The following is a 17,012-nucleotide window of genomic DNA, read 5'->3' as shown; positions in this document are numbered from 1 at the left end:
CCCGCAACAGGATCGTCCGGCCAGGACTCAGGCGCCGGCCATCCACTTCAGGATCAGGCCGGTGACATACGCCAGCCCGGTGCCGGTGGCATAGCCCACCGTACCCAGCAGCACGCCCACCGGCGCCAGCGTCGGATGGAAGGCTGCGGCCACCACGGGGGCCGAGGCGGCCGCGCCGATGTTGCCCTGCGAACCGATCGCGAAGAAGAACAGCGGCGCGCGCAGCAGCTTGGCTACCCCCCACAGCACCAGCACGTGCGTGGCCATCCAGATCGCGCCAAGCAGGAACAGCCACGGCCGATCCAGCAGCGACAGCAGGTTCATCTGCATGCCGATGCAGGCGATCAGGAAGTACAGGAACACCGTGCCCAGCCGCGAAGCGCCTGCGGCTTCCAGCCGGCGCGCACGGGTGAAGCTCAGGCCCAGGCCCATCGCCGTGGACAGCAGGATCACCCAGACGAACTGGCTGTCGAGGCTGAACTGGCTGGCCCAGCTGACATTGGCCTTGAACCAGCCCGACAACGGCGCGGCGATGGCATGGGCCAGGCCGACGCCACCCAATGCCACGCCAACGATCACCATCAGGTCGGTCATGCTGGGAATGCGCGCGTTCTGTGCCTCGTAGGCGCTGATGCGTGCCTTCATCTCGTCGATGGCGCGGGTGTCGGCACCGTTGCGGGTATCGATCTGCTGCGCGCGGTTGGCCAAAAACAGCAGGATCGCCATCCACAGGCTGGCGCAGGCCACGTCGACCACCGCGAACTGGCCAAAGGTGGTGGCATCGGTGCCGAACACCTCGCGCATGGCCACCATGTTGGCGCCGCCACCGATCCAGCTGCCGGCCAGCGCGGCCATGCCGGCCCAGGTATCACCGGCCACCGTTTCCGGATGGATCAGCTTCATCAGCTGGAACGAGACGATGGCGCCGAGCATGATGCCGGCGGTACCGGCGCAGAACACGATCAGCAGCTTTGGGCCGAGCTTGATGACGCCTTTCAGGTCGATCGACAGTGTCAGCAGGACCAGCGCAGCGGGCAGCAGCACGTCGCGCGCGACCGGGTTGTACAGCGAGGTGTTGTGGCCATCGATGACACCGGCGGTGTTGTAGATGGCGGGGATGAAGTAGCACAGCAGCAGTGCCGGCACCCAGGCGAAGATCTTCTTCAACAACGGGGTCGGACCACTGGCGGCCCAGAAGATCAGGGCCAGGGTGGCGGCAATCAGGCCCAGTCCAACGATGTCGTTGCTGATCAGGGCGGTAGCGGGTTCGGTCGGCATGGGATCCTCTGTCGATCGAAAGAGCGGAGAAAAAAAAGCGCCGCATGAAGCGGCGCAGGTCGAGATTAACATTGTCTTCACGCCTGGTCATGCTGCGCTGCTTGTCGCCTTCTCCTGCATTGACGACGATTGCGGCATCACCGTTGTGGAGCAGGCCCATGCAGCTTGGTGCCTTCTCTGTCAGCCTGTCCGTGAAGGACCTGGCCGCCTCCCGTGCGTTCCACGAAGCCCTCGGGTTCTCGGTCACCGGTGGCGATCCCACGCAGAACTGGCTGGTAATGCGCAGCAACGGCACGGTCATCGGGCTGTTCCAGGGCATGTTCGAGGGCAACCTGCTGACCTTCAACCCCGGCTGGGACCAGCACAGGCAGGAACTGCCCCACTTCCAGGATGTGCGTGAACTGCAGGCGGAACTGGATGCCAAGGGTATCGAACTGGCAGTCCGCACTGACCCCGATGGCCAGGGGACCGGCTACCTGCAGCTGGCCGATCCCGACGGCAACGTGATCCTGATCGACCAGCACGTGGCGCGGCCGAACGGGCGGTAATGCGAACAGCCATTGCGTGGGTAGGCGTCGACCTTGGTCGACGGGCCGCATGCCAACCAAGGTTGGCATCTACCAGGACGGCCGGATCAGGCCGGGCGCGAGGCACTGAAATCGAGCGTGACACGCGTTCCGCGCGGCTCGCAGGGCTGCAGCTGCAGGGTCCAGCCCAGGTGCTCGCACAACCGCGCGATCAGGTCCAGGCCGATGCCGCCGCCACGATCGGCGCGTCCGCCACGGGCCATGCGCGCGTGGATGGCGGCAATCTCCTCCGGGCTCATGCCATGCCCTGGGTCCTGCAGCGTCAGCACCGCCGACGCACTCAACTGCAGCTCGATATGGCCGCGGCCGCTGTTCTCGATGGCATTGCGCAGCAGGTTGCCGATCGCCGCCTGCACCACTGCCATCGGCGCAACGATATCCACCGGCGCCGCCTGGATGCCGATGCTCAGGTCCTTGTCGCCCAGCAGGTGGCGATGGTCGTCGACGATCTCCGGCAGCAGCTGGTCCAGGGCGATGCGCTCGGCACGCGCGGCCAGGCGTGCCGGATCACGCGCCAGCACCAGCAGCAGCTCGATCAGCTGCTCCACGCTCTGCGCTGTGCGCAACACCCGCTGCATCTGCTGGCGGGCGCGCTCGGGCAGGCCCGGTTGCTCCAGCGCGAGCTCGGCAGCACCGGTCATCACCGCGATCGGCGTGCGCAGTTCGTGGCTGGCGGTGCTGATGAAGACCCGCTCGCGCTCGACGAACTGCTCGTTGCGGTCCAGGTAGTCGTTCAACGCACCGGCGATGGTATGCAGCTCAGCGCTGCCGCGCGGATCGACTTCGATACGCTGGCCCTGCACGCCCGGCCGCAGCCCGGCAATGTGCTGTGCCAGCAGGCTCAACGGACGCACCATCCGCTCCATGCCGAACGACGCCATCAGCACGGTGACGAAGATCATGATCACCCCGGCCAGCATCACCCAGCGCGTGGCGAACTGTTCCAGGTCATGGAAATCGGAGATGTCCAGCGCCAGCGCCACCCGTCCCATCGACTGTGTTTCACGGACCATCACCGCCGTCTCGCGGCCCTTGACCATCACTCCGTCATGCAACCCCGGATGCAGGGAGCGCAGGCTCTCTGGCAGATTGACCGCGTCAAAGCGGTACAGGCTCAGCGTGTCCGAGTCCTGCCAGCGATAGTGAGGTTCGTGCTCGACATGCTCGACGATGCTGTCCAGTTCGGAATTGAGCAGCGCGCGCCACGCGGCGTGCTCGGCGTGTTCGTGCACGTAGTTGCCGACACTGAACACTGCAATCGACAGCAGTGCCAGGTACCCGAGCAACCACCACACCACCCGCCGGTACAGCGGCCCCGGCTTACGCGCCCTCATCAGCATTCCTGCCTGCGTCGGCAGCGTCCATCAGCGCCAACCGATAGCCCACCCGCGGCAGCGTATGGATGAGCTTGTCGGCAAACGGGCCGTCGACGCTGCGGCGCAGCTCGTAGACATGCGAGCGCAGCAGATCGCCATCCGGTGGCTCGTCGCCCCACAGGGCGAACTCCAGCTGCTGGCGGGTGACCGCACCGGGGCTGGCGCGCATCAGCACTTCCAGCAGCTTGCGGCAGGCCGGGTACAGGTGCAGCACCTGGCCACCACGCTGGGCTTCCAGGGTCGCCAGGTCCAGCACCAGGTCGCCCACCTGCAGGCGCTTGCGCGGATTGCGGCCCTGCGCGCGCAGCAGCAGCGCCTCCAGCCGCACTTCCAGCTCGGGCAGGGCGAACGGCTTGGTCAGGTAGTCGTCGGCACCGGCGCGGAAGCCGGCGATCTTGTCCGGCAGCTCGTCGCGCGCGGTCAGCATGATCACCGGCACCTCCGACGCGTGCTCGGCGCGCAGGCGACGCAGCACCTCCGGCCCCTCCATGCGCGGCAGCATCCAGTCCAGGATCACCGCATCGTAGGGGTGGCTGCCTGCCAGGTGCAGGCCGGTGATGCCATCCGGGGCCACGTCGAGCACGTGCCCGCGCGACTCGAAATAGTCGAACAGGTTGGCCACCAGCTGGCGGTTGTCCTCGATCACCAACAGACGCATGCACGAAAGATCCACGGAAGTTCGTACCATGGTAGCGCCGACCATGTCGGAATGCGGTCGCCCTGCGCCCGCTCCGACGCCTTTCCTACCCCAGCCACGTCAGAGTGGCGGTTTTGCTCCCGGAGCCTGCCGTGCCCGTAGCCCTGCCCCGCCGTTGGCGCCTGCCCCTGTTATGGCTGCTGATCATCGCCGCGTTGGCCGCCGGTATCGGCCTGCGCCAGCCGCAGCCGCCGGACGAGCCGCGCTTCGTGCTGGCGGCCCGTACCATGGTCGAAAGTGGGGAATGGCTGCTGCCGCACCGGGGCGTGGAGCTGTACGCGGAGAAGCCGCCGGTCTTCATGTGGCTGCAGGCGGCCGCTTACGAGGTGGTCGGCAGCTGGCAATGGTCGTTCCTGCTGCCGTCGCTGCTGGGCGCCCTGCTCAGCCTGTGGCTGGTGTCGGACCTGGCACGGCGGCTGTGGTCGCCGCGGCATTCCCTGTACGCCCTCGCGGCGCTGTTCTGCACCCTGCAGTTCGGCCTGATGGCCAAGCGCGCGCAGATCGACATGGTGCTGGTCGGCATGACCACGGTGGCCCTGTGGGGATTGATGCGCCACCTGTGCGAGCGCCGCAACCTGCCCGCGCTGTGGCTGGCCGGTTTCGCCGCTGGCCTCGGCACGGTGACCAAGGGCGTGGGGTTCCTGCCGCTGCTGATGGTGCTGCCGTGGTTCGGCTGGTGGCTGTACCAGCGCCGCCGCGGGCGCAGCGTGGACGGTCCGCACCCGGCAACGCTGCTGTGGCTGATCCCGGCCTTCCTGCTGGGCGTGGCGGTGTGGCTTGCCCCGCTGGGCTGGGCATTGCTGCATGAGCCCAGCGCGTCCCTGCAGTCCTACGCCCACGAACTGCTGTTCAAGCAGACCGGCACCCGCTACGCCAACGCCTGGCACCACCGCCAGCCGGTCTGGTACTACCTGCAGGTGATCCTGACCTTGTGGCTGCCGGGCAGCCTGTTGCTGCCGATGCTGTTCAAACCCTGGTGGCGCCGCATCCGCCGTGGTGACTGCCGGCAATGGCTGCTGTTGGGCTGGGCGCTGCTGGTGCTGGTGTTCTTCAGTGCCAGCCCCGGCAAGCGCGAGGTCTATGTGCTGCCAATGCTGCCGGCGATGGCGCTGGCGGTGGCCCCGCTGTTGCCTGGCCTGCTGCGACGGCTTTGCGTGCGGCGCTACCTGTTCGGCTACACCGTGGTGCTGATGCTGGCCACCGGTGTGCTCGGCGTGATGCTGATGACCGAACATCCGTGGGCCCTGGCGCAGCTGGAACGGCGGGCGATGCCCGATTCGCTGCTGCCGGTGCTGGGAGATGGCCTGCTGACCTTTGCCATTGCCCTGGCCACGTTGATCGTGTGGCTGCGGGTGCGACGTGCCGCAACGCTGGTGTTGCTGACCCACGGCATGCTGTGGATGCTCTACGGCCTGGTGCTGATCCCGGCGCTGGATCCGTACGCATCAGCGTCGGCGGTGATGCGCCGGGTGGGCGCGCGGATCGGCCCGGACGCGGAGCTGGCACTGGTCGCCTGGCGCGAACAGAACCTGCTGCAGGCAGATCGGCCGGTGCGCGAGTTCGGCTTCAAGCGCCCCTGGGCCGAACAATGGCATGACGCCGGCCCGTGGCTGGCCGAGGCGCCGGGCAAGCGCTGGGTGCTGGTGCTGGACGATGCGATGAGCCCCTGCGTGGACCCGGCGAAGGTGATCGACATCGGCATTGCCAACAGGAATCGTTGGCAACTGCTTCCCGGTACGGCCTGGGACCCGAAGTGCCACGCCGAGCGCACCGGATCGACCGCCGAAGAAGACTGAACGGTGACGCGCGCCGGGGACTCATTAACCCGGCGCGAACGGGCGTCCGACCCTTCTCCGACATCGAGGTGACGAGCATGAGCGCGGATTCCCGAACCGCCCCTTCCCAGCATGCCCGTTCGTCCCATTGATGCGGCAGCGCCGCTTGCGACATCACCACTGGCGTCAAGATTCGCCGTAACTCACTTCTGGCTGCCTGTCGCAATCGGTCTGCCCGTGTTTACGCTGCTGATGGGTTTCGGCGGTGATCAATGGGTGGCCGATCACCTGTTCCGCCTCGAAGGTGGCCACTGGGCGTTGCAGGACGCCTGGGTCACCCGCACGGTGGTGCACAAGGCCGGCAAGTGGCTGAGCACGTCGGCGGCGCTGGTCGCGATCCTGTTGTGCGTGCACCACTGGCGCAAGGGGGGCGATCGCACCCTGCGATGGGCGCTGCTTTATGTCGTAATTGCCATGGCGCTGGGTACGGGCGTGATCTCCCTGCTGAAGACCCTGGTGCCGATGGAATGTCCCTGGGACCTGCTGCGCTACGGTGGCCATCAGCCCTATATCGGGCTTTTCACGCAGCGCCCGGCCGGCATGGCCGCACAGGCCTGCTTCCCTGCCGGCCACGCCAGCGCAGGCTATGCGTGGCTGTGCCTGTACTATTTCGCCCTGCTGTGGCGCCCGTCGTGGCGCTGGGCAGGCTTGTGGATCGGCCTCGGCACCGGCCTGGTGTTCGGCATCAGCCAGCAGCTCCGGGGCGCGCATTTCCTTTCGCATGATGTTGCCACCGCGTTGATATGTTGGCTGCTGTCACTCGGCCTGTACCTGATCGTCAAAGGCATCCTGATCCGCCGTCAGCTGGACCGTCCCAACCGCCAGGAGGCAAACGCATGAGTGCATCGGTCCAACGCCCCGCCCGCCCTTCCGCGCTGGCGGGTCTTCGCCACTGGCGGCCACAGCTGTCCACCGAAGCACTGATCGCGTTCACCAGCCTGTTCTTCGCGGTGGCCGGCAACGGCCTGTTCTGGCACAGCGCGATGGCCAGCCATCCGGGCAGCCTGCGCTACGCGCTGTCGCTGCTGCTGTTGCTGCTGGGTGCGCACGGCGTGCTGCTGGGCATCCTGGTCTGGCGCTGGAACGCCAAAGTGGTGATCAGCCTGCTGCTGCTGGTGACCGCATTCGCCGCACACTACATGAGCCGCTACCACATCTACCTGGATGCGGACATGCTGCGCAACGTGCTGGCGACCGACCCCAAGGAAAGCCGCGAGCTGATGACGGTATCGCTGCTGTGGCCGGTACTGCTGCTGGCAGTGCTGCCGATGGTGGTGCTGTGGCGCGTGCAGCTGCGCCGCCGCAGCTGGGGCCGCAGCCTGCTCTGGCGCGTCGGCTTCCTGGTGGTGGCGGCAGTGACGGCTGTCGGCGGCGCGTTGATCTCGTTCCAGGATGTCTCGGCACTGATGCGCAACCAGCGTGAAGTGCGCTATCTCGCGACACCGGCCAATGTCCTGTTGGGCATGCCGCGTGCATTGCGTGGCGACAATCCGGTGCAGCGCGCGCCGAAGCTGCCGATCGGCACCGATGCCAAGGCCACCCCGCGCGCGCCGGCCAGCAAGCCGCGCCTGCTGGTGATCGTCATGGGCGAGACCGTGCGTGCGCAGAACTGGGGGCTCAACGGTGGCCGCAACACCACCCCGGAACTGGCGCAGGCCAGCGTGATCAATTTCCCGGACATGCATTCGTGCGGCACCAGCACCGAGGTTTCGTTGCCGTGCCTGTTCTCGCCGTGGGGCCGCCATGACTACGACGAGAAGAAGATCCGCGCGCACCAGTCGCTGCTGCACGTATTGAACCGTGCCGGCATCGCACCGTTGTGGCGTGACAACCAGTCCGGCTGCAAGGGCGTGTGCGAAGGCCTGGACTTCCAGTCGCTGTCCGATGCCACCACGCCGGGCCTGTGCGCCGATGGCCGCTGCATGGACGAGATCCTGCTGCAGGACCTGGCCACCCAGGTACGCGCCAGGCCCGGCGACCGGGTGGTGGTGCTGCACCAGCTGGGCAACCACGGTCCGGCCTACTTCGAGCGCTATCCGCCCGCATTCCGCCGTTTCACCCCGACCTGCGATACCCGTGACATTGGCCGTTGCTCGCGCGAAGAGATCACCAACAGCTACGACAATGCCGTGCTGTACACCGATCACTTCCTGACAAAGACCATCGGCACGCTGCAGGGCATGCAGGATTACGACACGGCGATGATCTACCTGTCCGACCACGGCGAGTCGCTGGGCGAGAAGGGCCTGTTCCTGCACGGCGTGCCCTACGCCATCGCCCCGGCCGAGCAGACCCGGGTACCGATGACGATGTGGTTCTCGCCAGGCTTCGCCAGCAGCCGTGGGCTGGACCTGCAGTGCGTGCGCAAGCGTTCGGCGGCGTATACCGACCATGACAACCTGTTCCCGTCGGTGCTGGGCCTGATGCAGGTGAAGACCTCGCTGTACGAACGCGACCGCGACGTGTTCGCCAACTGCGAGAGTTGAGGGGTGTTCGGCAGGGCTTGCAGCCCTGCACCTGCCGGGGCAACGGCCGAAGCAACAGCAACAGCGTGCATTCCGTGGGATGGCGGGGTGGGCCCGGTTGCGGGAGACGCCGTAAACCCATCCTTGGGGGCTTGGCCGCGGCATCCATGCCGCGGACACTCCCGCCACCGGACCCACCCCGCCTTCGACAGTTTTCCGCGATCTGTTGGACATGCCGATGGGGTCGGATCCGTTTTCCGTAGGAAAACGGATCCGACCCCATTTTGATTGTCGATATCTGACAGATGTGTCGACCAAGGTCGACACCTACCGACAGCACACGGAATCTGTCAGAGGTGGGGCGGTGTCGGAGTGCGGGGTGTCAGCCGCATGGATGCGGCTGCCAAGCCTACACGGACGTACTTGCGGCGTCCCCGCACTCCGACACCGCCCCGCCAAACCACGGATAGTCCGCTGTTGCTGTTGCTTCGGCTTTGCCGTTTGTTGAAGGCCTCTGCGGGTGCCGGGCGCCGCCCGGCCGACTTCCGCCACTTGCGGAGGCAGCGGCTGCCCACTAGCCTTCGGCCGTCGTTCACCACCCAAGGACCGCCCGTGAAACACCGTCATCTCCTGCTGGCCTCGGCAATCGCCGCCGCCACGCTGGCCCTGGCCGCCTGCAAGAAGGAAGCTGCCCCAGGCACCGATACCGCCAGCAGCAGCGCCCCGGCCGGCGAAACCGCCGACCAGTTCGTGGCCCGCATCAATGCCGAGTTCAAGGCCGCCTACCCGGAGATGACCTCGGCGCAGTGGCTGTCCTCCACCTACATCAATAGTGATTCGGAACGCATCGCGGCCAAGGCCAACGAGCGCTCGCTGACCCAGCTCAACAGCTGGATCGAACAGGCTGCGAAGTTCGACGGCAAGCCGATGAGCGAGGACAGCAAGCGCGCGATCCACCTGCTGAAGCTGATGTCGTCGATGCCGGCACCGCGCGACCCGGCCAAGCTGGCCGAGCTGACCCAGATCGCCACCCGCATGGAAGGCAGCTATGGCGCCGGCAAGTACTGCACCGATGCCAACGATCCGAACTCCTGCCGCCAGCTGGGCGAGCTGGAGCAGGTGCTGGCACGCAGCCGCGACTATGACAAGCAGCTCGACGCCTGGCAGGGCTGGCACAGCACCACCAAGAACATGCGCGGCGACTACCAGAAGTTCGTCGGCCTGGTGAACGAAGGCGCCAAGGGCATGGGCTTCACCGATGCCGGCCAGATGTGGCGCAGCGGCTATGACATGCCGCCGGAGCAGATCGGCCCGGAAACCGACCGCCTGTGGGAACAGGTCAAGCCGATGTACGAGCAGCTGCACTGCTACGCACGCGGCAAGCTGGACAAGACCTACGGCAAGGACAAGGCCGAAGTGGGCAACGGCCTGATCGCCGCGCACCTGCTGGGCAACATGTGGCAGCAGGACTGGTCGAACCTGTGGGACCAGCTGGAACCGTACCCGGGCGCCGGCAGCCTGGACATCACCGCGGCGCTGGAGAAGCAGTACCAGACCAACCTGAGCGCGGCGCTGGCCAAGGCCGGCAAGGATGCCAACGTGGCCGCGCAGTACAAGGCGCAGCGCGAGGCCGAACTGCGCACCGCCAAGCAGATGACCGAACGCGCGCAGGACTTCTACGTGTCGCTGGGCATGCCGTCGCTGCCGCAGTCGTACTGGGAACGCACCCAGTTCATCAAGCCCGATGACCGCGATGTGGTCTGCCACGCCAGCGCCTGGGACATGAACATGGAAGGCGACGTGCGCACCAAGATGTGCATCAAGCCGAACGAAGAGAACTTCACCACCATCTACCACGAGCTGGGCCACATCTATTACGACCTGGCCTACAACCCGCTGCCGCCGCTGTTCCAGGGCGGTGCCAACGATGGGTTCCATGAAGCGATCGGCGACACCATCGTGCTGGCGATGACCCCCAAGTACCTCAGCTCGATCGGCCTGGTCGATGCGCCGACCGAAAGCCGCGAAGCGGTCATCAACAACCAGATGCGCATGGCGCTGTCGGGCGTGTCGTTCCTGCCGTTCGGGCTGATGATCGACCGCTGGCGCTGGGGTGTGTTCGATGGTTCGATCACCGCCGACAACTACAACAAGGCATGGTGGGACCTGAAGGCCAAGTACCAGGGCGTGGCGCCTGCCAGTACCCGTGGCGAGGAGTTCTTCGATCCGGGCGCGAAGTACCACGTGCCAGGCAACACCCCGTACACCCGCTACTTCCTGGCGCGCATCCTGCAGTTCCAGTTCTACAAGGGCCTGTGCGACGCGGCCGGCTACAAGGGCCCGCTGCATGAGTGCACCTTCTACGGCAACAAGGAAGCCGGCCAGAAATACTGGGCGATGCTGAGCAAGGGTGCCAGCCAGCCGTGGCAGGCCACGCTGAAGGAGCTGACCGGCACCGACAAGCTCGATGCCGGCCCGATGATCGAGTACTTCACGCCGGTCAACGAGTGGCTGAAGCAGCAGAACGAAGGCCAGATGTGCGGCTGGCAGGCCAACGCGGCCCCGGCGGCAAAATGAAAAAAGGGGCGGGTCCGCAAGGATCCGCCCCTTCCTGGTAGTGCCGGCCGCTGGCCGGCAACCACGCGATGAAGACCCCGCGGGCAGCCGGCCAGCGGCCGGCTCTACCGGAATGCCTGTCAGCTGTCCTTCTTCGCCGCCATCGCCGCGGCCAGGTCCGCCTTGAACTCCTCGAAGGTCTGGCCCTTTTCCTTCGCTTCGGCCTGTGCGGCGTCGCGCAGCGCATCGGAGTACATCAGGCGCACCGGCGTGCCGTTGCGCTCGTGCAGTTCACCGGCCTGCATGATCAGCGCCAGTACCTGCGCGGCGGAGTCACTGTGGCCGGCGATACGGCCGTCCATGCCCAGCACCCATTCGCCATCGCGGCGCACGACACCGGCCAGCAGGGTGCGCTGCGCGTCGCGCAGTTCCGCATGTGGCTCCACCGGCGAGGCCTGGGCAGCGGCCTTGTTGGCGGCCTGCTTTTCCTGGCGACGGCGCTGGTCGCGGCGGGTCTTGGAGCTGGTGGACATGGTGCGGTACCGCTGCGAAAGGGGGCGCAAGGATAGCGCACCCCACGCGCAGCACCGCTTCACGCGCGCTCGATCCAGCAAGGTCAGTCCAGCACCTTGCCGTGCCGCCAGTAACCCATGAAGGTGATCGTGCGGCGGTCCAGCCCGCACTCGCGGACCAGATGGCGACGGATCGCCATCACCGCTCCCGCCTCGCCTGCCACCCAGGCATACAGCGGCCCGGCCACGCTGGCATCGGCCTGTTCCCAGAGAATCTGCGCGTCAACGTCGATCTCTTCCAGTTCTTCGCCAGCGACCACGCTCGAGGCGGCCAGGCGCGCCTGCACCGCCTGCAACAGGGGCGCCCCGTACGCCGCCCGCCCGCGCGGCAACCAGACCAGCTCGGCCGTGGCCGGCGCCTTCAGGCGAACCGCATCACCGGCCTGCGCCACTTCCAGCAGGGCCAGCGTACGTGGCGGATCCACCCTGGCCGCCAGTTCCTCAAGAATGCCGGCCACTGCCGGCAGCGCGGTCTCGTCAGCCACCAGCAGCACCTGGCCAACGCCGGCCGGCGGCTTCCATTCCCAGCCCTCGCTGCTGTCGGCGCAGTCGGCATCCGGGGCCAGCAGCACCACGCGGTCGCCCGGCCGTGCATGGATGGCCCATCGCGAGGCCGGCCCGGTCTCGCCATGCAGCACGAAATCAACATCGACCTCGCCCTGCTCTGCACGCAGCTGGCGGAGGGTGTAGGTGCGCATCGGCGGGCGCTGATCGTCCGGCAGGGCCCGATAGCGTGGGTACCAGTCCTCGCCGCTGGGGACCTGCGGCACCTCCTGGCCGGGCAAGGGGAAGAACACCTTGATGCGCTGGTCGGGCCCTCCGGTCGTCATCCGCGCCACTTCGGCACCGGTGAACACCATGCGGTCCAGGGAAGGGGAAAGAACGCGGCGCTCCTTCAGCGCCACCTCGAACAGGCGGTAGGTCTGCTGCGCAGCCATGGGGAACCTCATGCAACGACAGTGGATCGGCTGGCTGTCGTGCACCTGTGCACCGGCTGGCTGGAGTGCCCAGCCTAGTCCGGCGGTTTCCCGTCGCAAGCGTTGCGGGCGTCGTAGCCTGCCCTACCCCTGCGCGCTGCTCAGTGACCCGTGCAGGCTGCCTGCGCCGCGCGTTCGCGCCGGTGTTCCCAGTACCAGAACACGAAGCCGGCGCCGAAGAACCCAGCCTGGCCCAACGCCAGGTGCAGCGGGCTGGCGCTGAGCAGCGGCGACACCACGCCGGCCACCACGGTGCTGATCATCAGCTGCACGAAGGCCTGCAGCGACGAGGCCAGGCCGCGCTGGTGCGGGTACATGTCCAGCACCGCCAGCGCCAGGATCGGGAAGATCAGCGCCATGCCCATGCCACCCAGGAAGATCGGCAGCACCGCCCACGGCAGCACGAACTGCGGCGCCAGCGCCACGTAGCCGACGTTCAGCAGCACCGACAGCGCGCACAGGCCGAAACCAATGGATACCTGGCGGGTGGGCGTGGTGTGCCCGGCCATGCGCCCGGACAGGAACGAGCCGGTGGTCATGCCGCCGATGGTGGGGATGAACAGCCAGGCGAAACCGCCCTCGCCCAGGTGCAGGTGCTGCATCACGAACACCGGTGCCGAGGAGATGTACAGGAAGATGCCACCGAAACCGATGCTGCCGGCCAGCGCCAGGCGCAGGAAGCGCGGATTGAAACCGATGCGCACGTAATCACGCATCAGCACCCGCGGCGACAACGGAACGCGCGCTTCGAGCGGATGGGTCTCCGGCAGGTAGCGGGCGGTGGCCGCCAGCAGAACCAGTGCGAACACCACCAGGAACCAGAAGATCAGCGGCCAGCCAGCACCGCTGAGCAGGATCCAGCCACCGATGATCGGCGCGATCGCCGGGGCGATGCCGAACAGCATCGACACCTGGCTCATCAGCCGCTGCGCGTCGTGACCGTGGTACAGGTCGCGGATCACCGCGCGGCCGACGATCATGCCGACGCCTGCGGACAGGCCCTGCAGGGCGCGGAACCCCAGCAGCGTGGTCAGATCGGTGGACAGCGCACAGCCGACCGAGGCGCCGACGAACACCACCAGGCCGCCGAGGATCACCCGCTTGCGGCCCCAGGCATCGGACAGCGGGCCGTGTGCCAGGCTCATCAGGCCGTAGAACAGCAGGTACACGCTGATGGTCTGCTGCACCGCCACCTCGTCCACCGCCAGGCGCTGGGCCAGCTGCGGGAACGCTGGGAAGATGGTGTCGATCGAGAACGGACCGAACATGGCCAGGCCGGCGAGCAGCAGGGCCATGCGGCGGGTGGAAGGAGCAACAGCGGCGGTCATGGAGAAGGCGTCCGGCAGGGCCATGCGCGGCACGCACGGCGGGCGCCAGTCCCCTGCAGCAGGGACGGCGCCAGATGAATTCGGGTATCCGCCCATCATAGGTGGGGATTGCGCCTGATGCCATGCAGCAGTGCACAAAACGCACGGGCGGGCCATCGGCCATTCAGGCGCCGCGGCCGGGCCCGCAGGCGGCTGGCGCGCCCGCAACGGGCTATAATCGGCGGGCAACACGGTGGGAGAAGCGGAACACCGCTGCCGAAGGCGCAACGCCCGTAATCGCTCAGGCCCGATACCACCCGTAACACAACTCTGGAGAGACCGGTTCGATCCGGCGCCGAAGGGGCACGAAGCCGCGGTTTTCCGCGCTTCCAAACTCTCAGGCAAAAGGACAGAGGGGCGCCCCGCAGACCGCCGACCGGCGGCTTGTGCCCGTGCGTGTGCCCTTTCCTGACGGATCCTTCGCCATGTCCCAGAACACCCCTTCCCTGCGTGAGCTCGAGCACCACAATGCGTTCGTCGAGCGCCACATCGGCCCCAACGATGCCGAGATCGCGCAGATGCTCGACGTCGTCGGCCACGCGTCGCTGGATGCGATGACCGATGCCATCGTACCGGCCAAGATCAAGTCGCCGGCGCCGCTGGCACTGCCGGAATCGATGACCGAAGTGCAGGCACTGGCGAAGATCCGTGCGATCGCCGACAAGAACACCGTGCTGCGCAGCTTCATCGGCCAGGGCTACTACGGTACCCACACGCCGAACGTGATCCTGCGCAACATCCTGGAAAACCCGGCCTGGTACACCGCCTACACCCCGTACCAGGCCGAGATCTCGCAGGGCCGCATGGAAGCGCTGATCAACTTCCAGACCCTGTGCGCCGACCTCACCGGCATGGAAATCGCCAACGCCTCGCTGCTGGACGAAGCCACCGCCGCAGCTGAAGCGATGACCCTGGCCAAGCGTTCGGCCAAGTCGAAGTCGGACACCTTCTTCGTGCACGACGCCGTGCACCCGCAGACCCTGGAACTGCTGCGTACCCGCGCCGAGCCCATGGGCATCGTGCTGCGCGTCGGCACCCCGGCCGAGGCACTGGAAGCAGAAGCCTTCGGCCTGCTGCTGCAGTACCCGGACACCTTCGGCCAGATCGGCGACTACAAGGCGCTGGTCGAGGCCGTGCACGCGCGCGGCGGCCTGGTGGCCGTGGCCACCGACCTGCTGGCGCTGACCCTGCTGGCCGCCCCGGGCGAATGGGGTGCGGACATCGTGGTCGGCAACAGCCAGCGTTTCGGCGTGCCGTTCGGCTTCGGCGGCCCGCACGCCGCATTCATGGCCTGCCGCGACGCCTACAAGCGCTCGATGCCGGGCCGCCTGATCGGCGTCTCGGTCGATGCCCAGGGCAACCCGGCCTACCGCCTGACCCTGCAGACCCGCGAGCAGCACATCCGCCGCGAGAAGGCCACCTCCAACATCTGTACCGCACAGGTGCTGCTGGCGGTGATGGCCTCGATGTATGCCGTGTACCACGGCCCGGAAGGCCTGACCCGCATCGCCCGGCGCACCCACCGCCTGGCCTCGATCCTGGCCGCCGCGCTGCGCGAGGCCGGCGTGCAGGTCGGTGGCGACTTCTTCGACACCCTGCATGTCACCGGCGTGCACGCCGATGAGATTCACGCCAAGGCCCGCGCCGCCGGTTACAACCTGCGTGCGATCGACAGCGACTCGGTCGGCATCAGCCTGGACGAGACCGCCACCCGCGCCGACGTGGTCGCACTGGCCGCCGTGTTCGGTGCGCAGGCCGACGTCGACGCGCTGGATGCCAGCACCGCCGATGCGCTGCCGGCCGGCCTGCTGCGCCAGTCCGCGTTCCTGACCCATCCGGTGTTCAACACCCACCACAGCGAGCACGAACTGCTGCGCTACCTGCGCTCGCTGGCCGACAAGGACCTGGCGATGGACCGCACGATGATCCCGCTGGGCTCGTGCACCATGAAGCTCAACGCCACCGCCGAGATGATCCCGGTGACCTGGCCGGAGTTCTCGCAGATCCACCCGCTGGTGCCGGCCGACCAGGCGCTGGGCTACAAGGAACTCATCGACACGCTGGAAGCGATGCTGGTGGAATGCACCGGCTATGACGCGGTCAGCCTGCAGCCGAACTCCGGCGCGCAGGGCGAGTACGCCGGCCTGCTGGCGATCCGCGCCTACCACCGCTCGCGCGGCGAAGGCCACCGCGACATCTGCCTGATCCCGGATTCGGCGCACGGCACCAACCCGGCCTCGGCGCAGATGTGCGGCATGAAGGTGGTGGTGACCAAGACCGATGCCAACGGCAACGTCGACGTCGAGGACATCCGCCTCAACGCCGAGAAGTACAGCGACCGCCTGGCTGCGATCATGATGACCTACCCGTCCACGCACGGCGTGTTCGAGGAAGAGGTGGTGGAGATCTGCGAGATCATCCACAAGCACGGCGGCCAGGTGTACACCGACGGTGCCAACATGAATGCCCTGGTCGGCGTGGCCAAGCCGGGCAAGTGGGGGTCGGACGTTTCGCACCTGAATCTGCACAAGACCTTCTGCATCCCGCACGGCGGTGGCGGCCCGGGCGTCGGCCCGTGCGCGGTCAAGGAGCACCTGGCCCCGTTCCTGCCGGGCAAGCTGGGTGACAACGGCCCGGTCGGCATGGTCAGCGCGGCCAGCTTCGGCAGCGCCTCGATCCTGCCGATCAGCTGGATGTACATCGCGATGATGGGCCGCGACGGCCTGCGCAAGGCCACCCAGGTCGCGCAGCTCAACGCCAACTACATCGCCAAGCGCCTGGCCCCGCACTTCAAGACCCTGTACACCGGCCGCAACGGCCTGGTGGCGCACGAGTGCATCCTGGACGTGCGCCCGCTGGAGAAGACCAGCGGCATCGGTGCCGAGGACGTGGCCAAGCGCCTGATCGACTTCGGCTTCCATGCCCCGACCCTGAGCTTCCCGGTGGCCGGCACGCTGATGGTGGAGCCGACCGAGAGCGAATCGCTGCACGAACTGGATCGCTTCATCAACGCGATGATCCAGATCCGCGAGGAGATCACCGCGATCGAAGACGGCCGCCTCGACCGCGAGGACAACCCGCTGAAGAACGCGCCGCACACTGCCACCGCAGTGACCGCCAGCGAGTGGACCCACGCCTACCCGCGTGAACTGGCCGCCTTCCCGCTGGCCAGCCTGAAGCAGAGCAAATACTGGCCGCCGGTGGCGCGTGTCGACAACGTGTACGGCGACAAGAACGTGATGTGCGCCTGCATCCCGGTCGATGCCTACAAGGATGATGAAGTCGAGGCGTGATTCCTCACT

At 67.1% G+C, this 17,012-nt stretch carries 12 protein-coding genes and 1 riboswitch; of the genes, 6 read left to right on the top strand and 6 right to left on the bottom strand.

The window, feature by feature from the left end; all coding sequences use genetic code 11:
• Positions 1-27: 27 nt before the first annotated feature.
• Positions 28-1,278, bottom strand: a complete 1,251-nt coding sequence (locus ACUVWL_RS01985; RefSeq protein ID WP_053496043.1) for a DUF819 family protein — start codon at positions 1,276-1,278, stop codon at positions 28-30.
• Positions 1,279-1,436: 158 nt separating this feature from the next.
• Here ACUVWL_RS01985 and ACUVWL_RS01980 point away from each other — a divergent pair, with 158 nt between their 5' ends.
• A complete protein-coding gene (locus tag ACUVWL_RS01980) occupies positions 1,437-1,826 on the top strand; it encodes a VOC family protein (protein WP_014648009.1) in 390 nt (129 codons plus the stop codon).
• An 86-nt stretch (positions 1,827-1,912) separates the two neighbouring features.
• Here ACUVWL_RS01980 and ACUVWL_RS01975 read toward each other — a convergent pair whose 3' ends face one another.
• Complete coding sequence (locus tag ACUVWL_RS01975) at positions 1,913-3,199, bottom strand: sensor histidine kinase (RefSeq protein ID WP_014648010.1); 1,287 nt, start codon at positions 3,197-3,199, stop codon at positions 1,913-1,915.
• Positions 3,186-3,899 carry a response regulator transcription factor gene (locus ACUVWL_RS01970; protein WP_014648011.1) on the bottom strand — a complete coding sequence of 238 codons (714 nt, stop codon included), beginning with the start codon at positions 3,897-3,899 and terminating at the stop codon, positions 3,186-3,188. The genes ACUVWL_RS01975 and ACUVWL_RS01970 overlap by 14 nt, the downstream gene beginning before the upstream one ends.
• A gap of 131 nt (positions 3,900-4,030) precedes the next feature.
• On the opposite strand from ACUVWL_RS01970, the gene ACUVWL_RS01965 reads away from it, so the two are divergent.
• The 4 genes from ACUVWL_RS01965 (at position 4,031) to ACUVWL_RS01950 (ending at position 10,815) form a co-directional block, all read left to right on the top strand.
• Positions 4,031-5,734, top strand: a complete 1,704-nt coding sequence (locus tag ACUVWL_RS01965) for an ArnT family glycosyltransferase (RefSeq protein ID WP_050483544.1) — start codon at positions 4,031-4,033, stop codon at positions 5,732-5,734.
• 111 nt (positions 5,735-5,845) lie between these two features.
• Positions 5,846-6,613, top strand: coding sequence for a phosphatase PAP2 family protein (locus tag ACUVWL_RS01960; RefSeq protein ID WP_041863683.1), 768 nt, complete (start codon positions 5,846-5,848; stop codon positions 6,611-6,613).
• The gene (locus tag ACUVWL_RS01955) at positions 6,610-8,259 is read left to right on the top strand and encodes a phosphoethanolamine transferase (RefSeq protein ID WP_014648014.1); all 1,650 of its coding nucleotides are present in this window, start codon (positions 6,610-6,612) and stop codon (positions 8,257-8,259) included. The genes ACUVWL_RS01960 and ACUVWL_RS01955 overlap by 4 nt, the downstream gene beginning before the upstream one ends.
• Positions 8,260-8,850: 591 nt before the next feature.
• Complete coding sequence (locus ACUVWL_RS01950; protein ID WP_032960031.1) at positions 8,851-10,815, top strand: M2 family metallopeptidase; 1,965 nt, start codon at positions 8,851-8,853, stop codon at positions 10,813-10,815.
• Positions 10,816-10,934: 119 nt separating this feature from the next.
• On the opposite strand, the gene ACUVWL_RS01945 is transcribed toward ACUVWL_RS01950, so the two are convergent.
• The 3 genes from ACUVWL_RS01945 to ACUVWL_RS01935 all read right to left on the bottom strand — a co-directional run bounded on the left by ACUVWL_RS01945 (position 10,935) and on the right by ACUVWL_RS01935 (position 13,671).
• Positions 10,935-11,327: a hypothetical protein gene (locus ACUVWL_RS01945; protein WP_014648016.1), complete on the bottom strand. Its 393-nt coding sequence runs from the start codon at positions 11,325-11,327 to the stop codon at positions 10,935-10,937.
• Between the two features lie 83 nt (positions 11,328-11,410).
• Positions 11,411-12,304 (bottom strand): siderophore-interacting protein, encoded by an 894-nt coding sequence (locus ACUVWL_RS01940; protein WP_241887766.1) that lies wholly within the window; start codon positions 12,302-12,304, stop codon positions 11,411-11,413.
• Positions 12,305-12,444: 140 nt separating this feature from the next.
• The gene (locus ACUVWL_RS01935) at positions 12,445-13,671 is read right to left on the bottom strand and encodes a multidrug effflux MFS transporter (protein WP_032960036.1); all 1,227 of its coding nucleotides are present in this window, start codon (positions 13,669-13,671) and stop codon (positions 12,445-12,447) included.
• Between the two features lie 299 nt (positions 13,672-13,970).
• A riboswitch (glycine riboswitch) is annotated at positions 13,971-14,073 on the top strand.
• Between the two features lie 62 nt (positions 14,074-14,135).
• Between ACUVWL_RS01935 and gcvP the strand changes: the two genes are divergently transcribed.
• Positions 14,136-17,003, top strand: coding sequence for an aminomethyl-transferring glycine dehydrogenase (gcvP, locus tag ACUVWL_RS01930; protein ID WP_032960028.1), 2,868 nt, complete (start codon positions 14,136-14,138; stop codon positions 17,001-17,003).
• Positions 17,004-17,012 lie beyond the last annotated feature (9 nt).

It is taken from the genome of Stenotrophomonas muris (assembly GCF_052751275.1).
Note: the sequence above shows the minus strand (reverse complement) of the source record. Positions and strands in the feature narration are given on the sequence as shown.

Bases quoted from the DNA above. Each gene is read 5' to 3' on its own strand.
- ACUVWL_RS01940 (WP_241887766.1), bottom strand. From the start codon at position 12,304: ATGGCTGCGCAGCAGACCTACCGCCTGTTCGAGGTGGCGCTGAAGGAG.
- ACUVWL_RS01975 (WP_014648010.1), bottom strand. From the start codon at position 3,199: ATGAGGGCGCGTAAGCCGGGGCCGCTGTACCGGCGGGTGGTGTGGTGG.
- ACUVWL_RS01955 (WP_014648014.1), top strand. From the start codon at position 6,610: ATGAGTGCATCGGTCCAACGCCCCGCCCGCCCTTCCGCGCTGGCGGGT.
- ACUVWL_RS01935 (WP_032960036.1), bottom strand. From the start codon at position 13,671: ATGACCGCCGCTGTTGCTCCTTCCACCCGCCGCATGGCCCTGCTGCTC.
- ACUVWL_RS01980 (WP_014648009.1), top strand. From the start codon at position 1,437: ATGCAGCTTGGTGCCTTCTCTGTCAGCCTGTCCGTGAAGGACCTGGCC.
- ACUVWL_RS01960 (WP_041863683.1), top strand. From the start codon at position 5,846: ATGCCCGTTCGTCCCATTGATGCGGCAGCGCCGCTTGCGACATCACCA.
- ACUVWL_RS01970 (WP_014648011.1), bottom strand. From the start codon at position 3,899: ATGCGTCTGTTGGTGATCGAGGACAACCGCCAGCTGGTGGCCAACCTG.
- ACUVWL_RS01945 (WP_014648016.1), bottom strand. From the start codon at position 11,327: ATGTCCACCAGCTCCAAGACCCGCCGCGACCAGCGCCGTCGCCAGGAA.
- gcvP (WP_032960028.1), top strand. From the start codon at position 14,136: ATGTCCCAGAACACCCCTTCCCTGCGTGAGCTCGAGCACCACAATGCG.
- ACUVWL_RS01985 (WP_053496043.1), bottom strand. From the start codon at position 1,278: ATGCCGACCGAACCCGCTACCGCCCTGATCAGCAACGACATCGTTGGA.